Source organism: Olivibacter domesticus (genome assembly GCF_900109575.1).
In the GTDB taxonomy this organism is placed as follows: Bacteria; Bacteroidota; Bacteroidia; order Sphingobacteriales; family Sphingobacteriaceae; genus Olivibacter; species Olivibacter domesticus.
In genome coordinates this window covers 1-11,278 of the sequence record NZ_FOAF01000016.1, presented here as the reverse complement: position 1 = coordinate 11,278, position 11,278 = coordinate 1, and the positions used below count along the sequence as shown (strand labels likewise).

Here is an 11,278-nt window from a genome sequence, read left to right as displayed (position 1 = left end):
AAAATGCGGAGCTGCTCTAGAAGACCTTCTTTATTAAATCATGATGAGAAAAGTTTTAGCATGAAAAAAACATCAGCAGCAAACAGAAAAGCCAGCGAATCAGAAGCGTTCAACAATTGGGAAAAACTCTCGCAAAAAACCAGGGATTTCTTGGAAACCATTGACATCTCCAAGGTGAACTTGAATAAATTAAATATCAGCGATGCCCGAAAAAAATTCTTCGAAACACAAAATGCTGTTGAAACAGATTTATCGGGAATCACCGTTTATACCAGACACATCAACGCCGATGGTTTTACCCTTTCCCTGGAAATCGTAAGGCCCAAATACCTGGAGGGAACTTTGCCTGCCTTTATATTTATTTGCGGGGGCGGCTGGGTGTTCGGCAACTTTGAATCGCATAAACGCATGATACGAGACTTAGTAGTAGAATCGCAGTACACCGGTATCTCTATCAATTATACACCTTCCCCAGAATCTAAATACCCCCAAGCCTTGGCAGAAATATACGCGGCATGCATATGGATTTCGCAACACGCGCAGGAGCTCAACATTTTTGCCGACCGGATTGGCTTAGTTGGCAACAGTGCAGGTGGAAATATGGCTGTGGCCATTGCCATGATGGCCACCGCAGCAAATAAAATAAAGTTCCGTTTGCTGGTGTTAATATGCCCAATCACAAGTGGCGTTTCTCGAGAACTTTCCACAGTACTGCCAGATATTATTCATCGCTTTGCTTCCGCTTTACGAAATTGGGCGGCAGATCAATATGCGCGCTGCGAGGAAGATAAAAGTGAAATGTATTTTTCGCCCCTTAGTGCTAGTTTAGACCAGCTCTCCGGATTACCCAGAACATTTATACAAATAGCAGAGAATGATCCTTTACGAGCTGAGGCCGAAGCCTTCGGACGAAAATTAGACAAAGCAGGCGTTCCCGTAACAACTGTTACCTACAACGGTGTAATACATGATTTCGGTTTATTTAACGCACTGTCAGACCTTCCTCAAACCCGTTCCCTTTTCGCCCATAGCGGCGCAGAGCTAAAAAAACATCTTTAAACCTCCAATTTATTCGCTTTGATATAAGCTTTTCCCCAAACATCAAGCGATTCAAAAACAATATGAAGAGACTTACCCAAGTCGGTTAACCCATATTCTACGCGAGGAGGCACCTCAGGATACACCTTTCGAACAATGATGCCATCGCTTTCCATCTCCCGCAATTGAAAGGTCAATGATTTTTCAGAAACATCACCCAAGCCTTTGGCAATCATCGAAAAACGAAGAGGCTCTCCCTGTCGTAATATTTTATATATTTTCAGTTTCCATTTTCCACTGATAATGGAGAGTGCCGCCTCCACAGAACAGGTAGCATCACTGTTATTTTCACAACTTAACGTTGCTTGTCTACTGTAGCTCATATTGAATATTAAGTAGATTTTTATCAAAAATAATATTTATTATACTAATTGCAATCATTAAGATACATCAATGATAGCATTCGATCTCATTCCATATCGATCAAACAGCAGGAATAAAAATATAAACAGCAAATGCTTGTAGTATATGAACACCTCCAGCCCACTCCCACTGGTAATGCCCACCACATATAAATGATACAGGCAGAAAGGTATCGAGCATACGTATAGGCCTGCTAAGGTGAGTAATGTAACATCAATTGTTTTCTTCATAATTTTACAATTTAGATTTCCGACAATCAGTCGCTTAGCCAAATATCCCGTCTTTTTAGATCCATCAATCGACTTTTCGTCGAACAAGACGTATTCGTCGGTGAATACGTCTTAATGTAATTTTGCTTATCCCTATTTTCATCAATTTGAACGTTACATTCAACCCATTCACCTAAAATCCCACCTTTGAAAACCCACTAAAAGTACTTTTGATAAAAAGTAAATACGATTACCATGTCAAAACGAAATTTCATGTTTTTCATCGCCTTAGTCACAGCACTGGCTGCCCTCTTATTTGCGGGTTATGGCGGCCACGGCATTAATAATGGCTCAACCGTAGGCGAAATAAAAGCCCCAAAAGAGGTTGACAACATACTCAGAAAAGCCTGTTACGATTGTCATTCAAACGACACCAAATTGGCTTGGTTTGACCGACTGCCTATCATTTCAATAGCCGTTAGAAAAGATGTAGAAGAAGGGCGGCGACACCTAAACTTCTCAGCGTGGGAGAGCTTGAGTCCTACAGCGAGAAAAGCCAAATTATGGGATGTATATAACGTTATTAGAGCCGGCAGGATGCCGCCTATATCTTATCTGCAGACTCACTCGAAAGCGATCATAACAACGGCCGATAGACAAATACTCAAAACCTATATTGATGGTTTAATCATTAAGCAGCTCGCAGATTCTACCGCACTAGAAACCACTCTATCGCAATACAATTCGTGGATAAAAAGTAAAGCGGTTAGTAGAAGAGTTTCTCCAAATGGTATAGCACATATGCCTGCATACAAAACATGGCAGGTAATGAGTGCAACCTCTCGATTTGACAATGGCACCATACGCATACTCTATGCAAATCCGATTGCGTCACAGGCAATCCAAAATAAAAACATCAATCCATGGCCAAAAGGTTCCGTTATTGTAAAGGCCATGTGGCAAAAACTGGAAGATAAAGAGGGCCAAGTACGCCCAGGAAAATTCATTAACCTACAATACATGGTAAAGGACAAGAGAAAGTATAGCAGTACAGGTGGGTGGGGATTTGCCCGGTTCGACGGCCCTCAACTAAAGCCTTACGGAGATGTACTCATCTTAGCCACTGAATGTATTGACTGCCATAAGACGGTCGAACAAAACGATTTTGTATTTAACCTTTCTACTAAACAATCATCTGAAAAGCTATGAAATACACCACGCTATACGGATCTATCCTTTTATTGGCAAACGCCTGTACCAGTAATTATACGGGTCACATTCGTGACTTATCTTTTCAAAATGACAGTCTCCGTGTCATTACCATGATAGTGAATGAAAGAGCAAACACGATTGCCGTATTATTCGGCAATAAACTTGCCCTTCAAAACAAATTAGCGCAAAAGCCAAGGGAAAATAGCGAGTTATACAAGCTCGTCACATGGCGCCAGCAACCCAATACCTTTTGGTACGGTAGTAACATAAATGGTACACTATTGTGTATTGAAACAGTAGAAATCACCTCAAAAGAGCGCCAAGTAGTTCCTAACTATACACTTGAGTGTTTTGATAGTCCATTCGCCGAGGCTCTCCCTATCGATAACGTAGAACGCACCACTTTTATTATGAATCAACAACTAGCCGTATCCCCCTAATTACGGTTTAACTTAACTAACGCCTTCAAAAAAAGACATCCATGAAATACCCATTGTTTCTTACCAGTCCGATCGATCAAAGCATCAGCTTTCGATTTTCACGTTTTCCGCTGGACCATTGTTTAGAAAAAGCCCAAAGGTTAAATCAATTTTCCGTTGTTTGGATCCAAGAAGGAAGTGGCGATCTGCAAGCAGAGTTTGCAACTTTTCCAATCAAAAAAAACACCTTGTTATTCTTCGAGCCAGAATACCCTTTCTCTCTAAAAGACGAGAAATTAAACGGCATCGTAATGAACTTTCATCCCGATTTCTTTTATACCATAAAACAGCAAAGCGAAGTCTCGTGCGATCATATTATTTTTAGCCGCGACAAGCGAAGTTCCTTTATTCACATCAACGATAAAGATCTTCCCCTGTTCGACAACTTATTCCAACAAATCGAGCTAGCCATCATTACAGAAGCTACCGGTCAGTTTGACTTATTGGTGGCCTACCTCAAAATCCTTATCATTCAAGCGGCACGTGCTACACTAAAAAGCCATGCGCATGCGCCGTTTTCAGAATCACTCGACACCACCCATCAAGCCAAAATTCTCCGGAAATTAAAGAAAGCCATTGATGAGCACTATAAAAAATTCCACAACCCAAGTGAATATGCCGCACTACTGAATGTCTCGGTAAAAACATTGGGTAGAATTGTTAAAACACACTGCAACAAAACCATCACAGCGCTAATAGGTGAACGAATACTGCTCGAGGCGAGAAGAGAGCTTTATCTAACCGAAAAACCTATAAAAGAAATTGCTTTTAATCTTGGCTTCCATGATGAATACCACTTCAGCAAATACTTTAAAAACAAAGCCAGCCTTTCCCCTTTGCTGTACAGGAATGTACTGCGATATGGGGAAGGCAATTTGCAAAAGCAGCCTATTCAGCAGTCGCCTATGTTACCGATTAATGAGCGCGGCAGCCAGCTAGCAAGTAGCCACACTTAGCCACTTAGCTGAAATATAAAAAAGCCTGGATTTACTCAATGAGTAAATCCAGGCTTAACAATATGATAACGATTGGGCTGTACCTATTTATTTTCTGCCGCAGCGATGATTACACCAGCAACTTCGTCCGGATGTGTCATAAAAACCACATGGCTACCTTTCACTTCAACCGTTTTTGTACCCGAACGTTTGTATAAGTTCCGTTCAATATCAGGGTTAATACTTTTATCTTCGGTTGCTACGATACCATAAGACGGCTTCGTTCTCCAGGCAGCTTTGGTAATCGTCTCCACAAAACCAGCCCCCTTTATTGGTTGTTGCGATGCGAACATAAAGGCTGCCTCCTCTGCAGGAACATCAGCCGCGAAGCCGGCATGAAATTTTGCTTTATCATAATAAACGTAACCCCTGTCATCCGGAGGAAGAATACCATTCTCCGGAAGCGTAGGTAGAGACTGTGCCCACTGTATCGTATTTTCACCCTGATCTGGTTGGTGCGCCGCCACATATACCAAAGCCGCTACTTTACTGTGATTACCTGCTTCCGTAATTACCGTACCACCCCAGGAATGACCAACCAACACCACGGGTCCATCCTGCCTGTCTAACATCCGTTTTGTAGCTTCAACATCATCACTTAAGGATGTCAATGGGTTCTGCACAATGCTAACATTATAACCCTTAGCAGATAAGATATCGTACACACTTTTCCATCCCGACCCATCTGCAAATGCACCATGAACGATCACTACATTTTTAACTTTCTTTTCTTGTGCAAATGCTTGCGGAGCCACCACGGCTAGATTAGCTAAAACGACCGCTACTATTAATGCCACTTTGCCTTTTGAATAATTAACTGTTTTCATCTTTTTTCTGAATTTAATTTCTACAAAAGTCGGCTATAGACCCTATCAGTAAAATGGACGGATGACGCTTCTATTTGTACATTTTTCAACTCCGCTATTAGAATGAAAAATCGACAGAAACCAATACGATGGCAGGCCTTCCTTTTAATAAGGACAATTTGAATTACCGGTATTGGATAAAGCATTGAACAGGCAAAGCTCTTTTTTAAAGAACTTAGCCTGAATTGCTAATTCACAGACACCCCGCCATCAATTGGAAGCACAACACCTGTCACCCAAGTTGACCCCGAGTCAATTAATAGTGCCGCATTAGCAACCATGTCTTCTACACTTCCCCTTCTGCGTAACGGCACCAACTCCACCTCTTCTCTATGTATTGCCGCTATAATTTCCTCAGATAACCCAGCATGTGCCAGCACTGGTGTATCCGTCGGCCCCGGAGCGATCGAATTAACACGAATTCCCAAGGGAGCCAACTCAAGGGCCCATATCTTTGTCAGCATATTCAAACCTGCTTTTGCAGAACCGTAAGCGCTTAGCTGCGGAAAGGCTTTAATACCATGACTGCTACTGACGTTAACTATCTGCCCTTTTGTTTTTTCGAGAAAACCAAGACAGCCAGCAGTAAGCATCGTCGGCGCTATTAGGTGCACGCGGTACATTTCTTCCAAAGACTCTTCATCAACTCCCTCTAATGGTGTCAAAGCCACATGCCCTGCATTGTTCACCAGCACATCTAATTTACTATCCCATTCCTTTCGAATGAAATCAACAATCTCTTGCTCCTGCCCCTGTTTCAAACTATCGTACCTTATTGTATTCAGCTGAGGCAGCTCATTTTTCAGGGCCGCTAAACGTTCCATATTACGACCGGTAATTAACACTTGCCATCCTTTGCTATGAAAATAACGGGCAAGCCCTTCACCTATGCCTGACGAACCACCTGTAATCAAAATGTTTTTTTTCATCCTTATAAATTTGTTTGTTAATGGTGATGAAACTATCTGATCATTCATCCCACTAGGTGGTTTGTAAAATCATGATGGTTTCATCGTTCTATTTTTTCTACAAAAAAACATTATAAACAACGTATAGTCAACAACTTACAATAAGGTAAGTAACAGCAAACAGGGTATGAATTACTTATTACCAAATACTTAAAATTTTCTTGAATATTTGTTATAACACGTAGATGACAATTAAGCTTCCATCCATTGAAGAACCATTTTACAATTTATCCAACAACCACCTTCATTTCTTGCTTTTATACGGGCATACCCTCACTATCATTTTTCATATCCCTTCTTTGTCCCTTCTTTTCTGTTTCTGTAAAAATCATTCTCAAATGCTGGTCACGCGTTAAATAGGCAACTACCCAATCATAAAATGTCTTAATCTTATTATTGTAATTGACTAACGATACGATATGAATAAACAACCAGCTCATTAATCCCAAAAAGCCTCCAAAGTGAAGTTTATGTTTAAAGAGGTCTGCAACAGCATAATTCCGTCCAATAATAGCCATATCCCCCTTATCAAAATATTTGAATGGCGTGAGCGCCTTCCCTTGTGCCATTGCCTTAAGATTCTTTGCAAGGTGCCCTCCCTGTTGAATAGCCGGTTGGGCCAGCTGCGGATGCCCTTTAGGATAAACCGGATCGGTTTCCTGCACGCTAATATCGCCCACGGCATATACATTATCAAGACCGAGCACCTGATTAAATTGGTTTGTTTTCATACGGTTTCCAATGCCTAAGCTACTTTTAGGAATCCCATCAACAATATTGGCCGTAACACCTGCGCACCATATCACTGTTTTCGCCTCAACAAAAGCCCCATCAGAAAACGTTATCTTATCGTCCTGATAGTTCGAAACATGCGTGAGTAGCTTCACTTTTACGCCCAATTTTCTGAGTGTACTGTAAGCTGCTTTATGCGTTTTCTCGCTCATTGGTGCTAACAAACTGGTATTTCCATCTACAACATGGATATCACCCTCTGCCCCTTTAAACTCAGGGTAATCCTTCTCTATTATAAATTTTTTCATTTCTGCCAATACACCGGCAATCTCCACACCCGTTGCTCCTCCTCCTACAATTACGATAGTTAAAAGTCGCTTACGTTCCTCCAAATCCGTTTCAATGGCAGCTTTCTCCATTGTTCTAATCAATTCGTTGCGCATGGAAATAGCATCATCCATCCCTTTAAGGGATAAGGCCCTTCTCTTCACGTCCTCATTGCCAAAAAAATTTGTTTTGGCCCCGGCAGCAAACACTACATAATCGTAAGCTATTTCACCGTTGTTAAGATACAATAGGCATTTATCCGTATCCACCTTCTCCACTTCCGCCAGTCTGAATTTTACACCTTTATTTCTGAATAATTTTCGAAAGGGATAACTAATACTCGATGGCTCAAGATAACCGGTTGCTACCTGATAAAGTAACGGAGTGAAGTAATTATAGTTGTTCTTATCTAAAACAGTAACATCATAGAAGTTGTTATTAGCGATTTTTTTTGCGAAGTTCAATCCGGCAAAACCACCACCTACCACAACGATGTGCTTTTTCGGATTAGCTTTTTCTGAATTTTTCATACCCAAGAGATTTTTATGTAGGCTGCCCGTTGTCTTTAATGGCTGGCACCAAAAATAAGTAGACAGGGTAAACAAGGCGCGAGATTTCGCTAGAACTGCCTTAACAGGCGATGAAATGATCGTAATGAACGGTGAACAAATGCTTGTATCAGCGCGCTTCCACCAACTGACGTTGTAACAATTCTTCGCCCCATTGATCGATCACTTTAATTACAGGAATCAATGATTCTCCAAAATCCGTTAGAAAATACTCTACCTTCGGCGGCAATTCGGGATACACTACCCGCCTGATGACATCCCGCTCTTCCAACTCTTTTAATTGCTGGTTGAGCACTTTTCTGGTGGCCAGCGGATTAAGCCGTTGTAGTTGGCTGGGCCGCCTATGCCCGTTCATGATATTAAAAATAAGGCAGGGCTTCCACTTCCCGCCAATAATATCCATGGTTGCTGCCACACCACAATCTATATTTTTTGGAATCTTACGCTCGTACATAGCTTGTTAGTTATTTATATACAAAGGTAAAACAATTTGTTATTTTATAGCCATAGGTACTTTTTTGTACCTATGCTACAATCAAGTACGTACTTGTTTATCAGTCCCTATGCCCCTAGCTTTGTAGGCTCATGCTTGCGCGCAGCATTCGACTTTTTAATTTAAAAAACATTAACAATGAAAATTACACGTTCAAATATTTTATTCGGCACCCTGTTCAGCCTCTTTGTAGGCATCCATGCTGAGCTGTCCGCACAGCAAATCCTCTCGTACTTAGCGCAGCCTAGCAACTACGAGATGGTATTGGGTGATGTTAAAATCACTGCACTCTCAGACGGCAGTGTTAATCAGGTTCTTAAAGACCTATTAATAAATACCACAGATGAAGAAATTGATCATCTTACTTCCGAGAACTTTCAAACCGATGAAAACGAAGCATCCGTAAACGCCTATTTATTTAAATTAGATAACAAACTGATGATGGTAGATGCCGGAACCTCCGACTTATACGGGCCATCCTTAGGCCATCTGCCCCGCAACCTTTTGAAAGCGGGCTATGACCCGAAGAAAATCGATGTCATTCTGGTGACACATATCCATACCGATCATACAGGCGGATTGATGGATGGCGACAAAATGGTTTTCCCCAATGCCACGGTATATGTTAGCAAAACCGAATTGGATTTTTGGTTAGGCGACGAAAGTTATAAAAAAGCACCGGCAGATAAGAAAGTATATTTCGAACAAGCCCGTGAAAAAATCCTTCCTTATGTGAAGGCAGGAAAAGTCAAAACCTTTACGTTCGGTAAAGAGCTATTTCCAGGTCTGACACCGCTGGCTGCTCAAGGACATACGCCGGGACATACCTTTTATCAGCTGGTGAGCAAAAACGAAAAAATCGTGTTCTGGGGTGATCTCTTGCATTCAGCCGCGGTACAATTCCCCAATCCAGACGTAAGAATTGTGTACGACATCGATCCCGACCAGGCCGCAATGACACGCAAAAAGGCCTTTACCGATGCTGCCCAAAACAAATACTGGATCGCGGCAGACCATCTCTCCTATCCCGGGATCGGGCACATCAAAAAGGAAGGAAATGGTTACCACTGGTATCCCATCAACTATACAATCGACCCAACAGGTAAGGGACAGTAAAACAAAACATCTATGAAACACATGAAGTACTGGATTTGCGTCGCCGCTGTTTTTCTTCTTTTCAAGAATCTTTCAGCCCAAACGACGCCCGAAGATAAAAAAGCTACCATTGCACATTTTTTCGATGAGTCGCTAACAAATGCGCCCATACCCGCACATTTGCACCATCTAACCAAACAGATCGGCCACCGAATTTCCGGGTCGCCACAGGCAGAAGCAGCAGTGCACTGGATCAAATTGCAGCTGGAAGCATTGAAGCCCGACACCGTGTATTTACAAGCCGTCAAGATACCCGTATGGAAAAGAGGCCCAAAAGAGAAAGCTTTTTTCCAAACGGCTGACCATATGCAGCCGATGCAGGTACTCGCCTTTGGTGGATCAGTGGCCACCAAGGGCACGCTAAGTGCCGAAGTTGTTGAAGTGAAATCATGGGCGGAATTGTCGGCCTTACCGGCAGATAAAGTAAAAGGCAAATTCGTTTTCTACAACCGCGCCATGGATGCCACTAAAATCGATCCATTTGATGCCTATCTGGAAGCTGTTGATCAGCGCTCCATAGGCGCCATTGAAGCCGCCAAAAAAGGGGCTATAGGGGCTTTGGTACGCTCACTTACACTTGCCAAAGATGATGCTCCACATACCGGTGCCATGCAGTATGCAGACGGGATCAATAAGATTCCTGCTGCCGCACTCGGCACGCGCAGCGCCGACCTGCTGAGTCAAACGCTTAAAGACGATCCCACGCTCCGATTCTCTTTAGAGATGCACTGCAGCACCTTGCCCGAAATCGTTTCAAACAATGTCATTGCCGAAATAACCGGAAAAGAATTCCCAGATGAATTTATCACCATCGGCGCACATATTGATTCGTGGGATGTGGGTGAAGGTGCCAGCGATGATGCAACGGGCATTGCGCAGACCATCGAGGCCTTGCGCTTATTTAAGACCCTGGCGTCCAAACCCAAACGAAGCATTCGCTTTATCTTCTATATGAACGAAGAGTCTGGCGCACATGGCGGCAGTAAATATGCATCTGCGGTAAGAGAAAACAAGGAGAAACACCTTGCATCCATCGAGTCTGACGCTGGAGGTTTTCAACCGGTTGGATTTCGCATTGATGGCGACCCACAAGCCGTGAATCAGATCAAGGCTTATAGTCCGCTATTATCGCAATATGGCATGGGGCGCATCCTTGCACAGCATAGAGGTGTAGACATTGCCGCCATGAAAGATTTATCGAAGGTATTGCTGAGTTTAGATTGCGCATCCCATCGGCTATTTCATATTCACCACAGTGAGTTGGATACCCTCGATAAGCTCAACTATCGGGAAGTAACTTTAGGAGCGGTAGCTATGACCGCGATGGCTTTTCTGATAAGCGAGTATGGTTTGTGAAAATAATAAAATGGAAGCTACATGTTTGCCAACCTTAAAAGAAATGAACAAACATGTAAGCTTCCTTACCTTTTAAAATGATTTATTCCGATGAAAACTAACATTTTAATAACCTGTCTGGCATTATGTTGCAGCTTAATAAGCATGCAGCTAGCCGCGCAAACGAGCACAAAAGAGCCAGTAAAGCCCTATAGCGATTTTGTACTGCAACAAGGCATCGTTTATACATCCGGCCTATTAGGCCTAGACCAGGCAGGCCAGCTTCCACCATCATTTGAGCAAGAAGTACTTCAACTGTTTACCAATCTAGATCAGGTGCTTCGCAGCGCTAACAGCGATAAAGAAAGAGTTTTTAGCGTTACTGTTTATTTGAGCAGCATGACGCAGTTCAACACGTTCAACCAGCTGTATATTACTTATTTTAAAGCACCCTACCCCGTGCGCACCTGTGTAGCC

13 protein-coding genes are annotated in these 11,278 nt (G+C 42.5%); 7 read left to right on the top strand and 6 right to left on the bottom strand.

Annotated elements, in window-relative coordinates; translation table 11 throughout:
• Nucleotides 1–60: 60 nt before the first annotated feature.
• Nucleotides 61–1,059: an alpha/beta hydrolase gene (locus BMY50_RS27020; RefSeq protein WP_162276688.1), complete on the top strand. Its 999-nt coding sequence runs from the start codon at nucleotides 61–63 to the stop codon at nucleotides 1,057–1,059.
• Here BMY50_RS27020 and BMY50_RS27015 read toward each other — a convergent pair.
• Both BMY50_RS27015 and BMY50_RS28020 read right to left on the bottom strand, forming a co-directional pair.
• Nucleotides 1,056–1,421 carry a winged helix-turn-helix transcriptional regulator gene (locus tag BMY50_RS27015; protein WP_093332800.1) on the bottom strand — a complete coding sequence of 122 codons (366 nt, stop codon included), beginning with the start codon at nucleotides 1,419–1,421 and terminating at the stop codon, nucleotides 1,056–1,058. The genes BMY50_RS27020 and BMY50_RS27015 overlap by 4 nt on opposite strands.
• Before the next feature lie 57 nt (nucleotides 1,422–1,478).
• A complete protein-coding gene (locus BMY50_RS28020; RefSeq protein WP_139202345.1) occupies nucleotides 1,479–1,691 on the bottom strand; it encodes a hypothetical protein in 213 nt (70 codons plus the stop codon).
• A gap of 234 nt (nucleotides 1,692–1,925) precedes the next feature.
• Here BMY50_RS28020 and BMY50_RS27010 point away from each other — a divergent pair, with 234 nt between their 5' ends.
• The 3 genes from BMY50_RS27010 to BMY50_RS27000 are packed head-to-tail and all read left to right on the top strand — an operon-like array spanning nucleotide 1,926 to nucleotide 4,317.
• Nucleotides 1,926–2,879 (top strand): heme-binding domain-containing protein, encoded by a 954-nt coding sequence (locus BMY50_RS27010; RefSeq protein ID WP_093332798.1) that lies wholly within the window; start codon nucleotides 1,926–1,928, stop codon nucleotides 2,877–2,879.
• Complete coding sequence (locus BMY50_RS27005; protein ID WP_093332795.1) at nucleotides 2,876–3,322, top strand: hypothetical protein; 447 nt, start codon at nucleotides 2,876–2,878, stop codon at nucleotides 3,320–3,322. The genes BMY50_RS27010 and BMY50_RS27005 overlap by 4 nt, the downstream gene beginning before the upstream one ends.
• 41 nt (nucleotides 3,323–3,363) lie before the next feature.
• A complete protein-coding gene (locus tag BMY50_RS27000) occupies nucleotides 3,364–4,317 on the top strand; it encodes an AraC family transcriptional regulator (RefSeq protein ID WP_093332793.1) in 954 nt (317 codons plus the stop codon).
• 83 nt (nucleotides 4,318–4,400) lie between these two features.
• On the opposite strand, the gene BMY50_RS26995 is transcribed toward BMY50_RS27000, so the two are convergent.
• The 4 genes from BMY50_RS26995 to BMY50_RS26980 all read right to left on the bottom strand — a co-directional run bounded on the left by BMY50_RS26995 (nucleotide 4,401) and on the right by BMY50_RS26980 (nucleotide 8,272).
• On the bottom strand, nucleotides 4,401–5,183 hold the full coding sequence (locus BMY50_RS26995; RefSeq protein ID WP_093332791.1) for an alpha/beta hydrolase: 783 nt from the start codon (nucleotides 5,181–5,183) through the stop codon (nucleotides 4,401–4,403).
• Nucleotides 5,184–5,410: 227 nt separating this feature from the next.
• Nucleotides 5,411–6,151 (bottom strand): SDR family NAD(P)-dependent oxidoreductase, encoded by a 741-nt coding sequence (locus BMY50_RS26990; RefSeq protein ID WP_162276687.1) that lies wholly within the window; start codon nucleotides 6,149–6,151, stop codon nucleotides 5,411–5,413.
• A gap of 296 nt (nucleotides 6,152–6,447) precedes the next feature.
• Nucleotides 6,448–7,779, bottom strand: coding sequence for an NAD(P)/FAD-dependent oxidoreductase (locus BMY50_RS26985; RefSeq protein WP_093332785.1), 1,332 nt, complete (start codon nucleotides 7,777–7,779; stop codon nucleotides 6,448–6,450).
• A 148-nt stretch (nucleotides 7,780–7,927) separates the two neighbouring features.
• Nucleotides 7,928–8,272: a winged helix-turn-helix transcriptional regulator gene (locus BMY50_RS26980; protein ID WP_093332782.1), complete on the bottom strand. Its 345-nt coding sequence runs from the start codon at nucleotides 8,270–8,272 to the stop codon at nucleotides 7,928–7,930.
• A 297-nt stretch (nucleotides 8,273–8,569) separates the two neighbouring features.
• Between BMY50_RS26980 and BMY50_RS26975 the strand changes: the two genes are divergently transcribed.
• From BMY50_RS26975 to BMY50_RS26965, 3 genes are all read left to right on the top strand, one after another.
• Nucleotides 8,570–9,427 carry an MBL fold metallo-hydrolase gene (locus tag BMY50_RS26975; RefSeq protein ID WP_238383905.1) on the top strand — a complete coding sequence of 286 codons (858 nt, stop codon included), beginning with the start codon at nucleotides 8,570–8,572 and terminating at the stop codon, nucleotides 9,425–9,427.
• A gap of 12 nt (nucleotides 9,428–9,439) precedes the next feature.
• Nucleotides 9,440–10,822 carry a M20/M25/M40 family metallo-hydrolase gene (locus BMY50_RS26970; protein WP_093332776.1) on the top strand — a complete coding sequence of 461 codons (1,383 nt, stop codon included), beginning with the start codon at nucleotides 9,440–9,442 and terminating at the stop codon, nucleotides 10,820–10,822.
• Nucleotides 10,823–10,912: 90 nt separating this feature from the next.
• On the top strand, nucleotides 10,913–11,278 hold a 366-nt coding region (locus BMY50_RS26965), incomplete at its 3' end, for a RidA family protein (RefSeq protein ID WP_139202344.1).

Bases quoted from the DNA above. Each gene is read 5' to 3' on its own strand.
- BMY50_RS26985 (WP_093332785.1), bottom strand. From the start codon at position 7,779: ATGAAAAATTCAGAAAAAGCTAATCCGAAAAAGCACATCGTTGTGGTA.
- BMY50_RS27000 (WP_093332793.1), top strand. From the start codon at position 3,364: ATGAAATACCCATTGTTTCTTACCAGTCCGATCGATCAAAGCATCAGC.
- BMY50_RS26990 (WP_162276687.1), bottom strand. From the start codon at position 6,151: ATGAAAAAAAACATTTTGATTACAGGTGGTTCGTCAGGCATAGGTGAA.
- BMY50_RS26980 (WP_093332782.1), bottom strand. From the start codon at position 8,272: ATGTACGAGCGTAAGATTCCAAAAAATATAGATTGTGGTGTGGCAGCA.
- BMY50_RS26970 (WP_093332776.1), top strand. From the start codon at position 9,440: ATGAAACACATGAAGTACTGGATTTGCGTCGCCGCTGTTTTTCTTCTT.
- BMY50_RS27010 (WP_093332798.1), top strand. From the start codon at position 1,926: ATGTCAAAACGAAATTTCATGTTTTTCATCGCCTTAGTCACAGCACTG.
- BMY50_RS28020 (WP_139202345.1), bottom strand. From the start codon at position 1,691: ATGAAGAAAACAATTGATGTTACATTACTCACCTTAGCAGGCCTATAC.
- BMY50_RS27015 (WP_093332800.1), bottom strand. From the start codon at position 1,421: ATGAGCTACAGTAGACAAGCAACGTTAAGTTGTGAAAATAACAGTGAT.
- BMY50_RS27020 (WP_162276688.1), top strand. From the start codon at position 61: ATGAAAAAAACATCAGCAGCAAACAGAAAAGCCAGCGAATCAGAAGCG.
- BMY50_RS26975 (WP_238383905.1), top strand. From the start codon at position 8,570: ATGGTATTGGGTGATGTTAAAATCACTGCACTCTCAGACGGCAGTGTT.
- BMY50_RS26995 (WP_093332791.1), bottom strand. From the start codon at position 5,183: ATGAAAACAGTTAATTATTCAAAAGGCAAAGTGGCATTAATAGTAGCG.
- BMY50_RS27005 (WP_093332795.1), top strand. From the start codon at position 2,876: ATGAAATACACCACGCTATACGGATCTATCCTTTTATTGGCAAACGCC.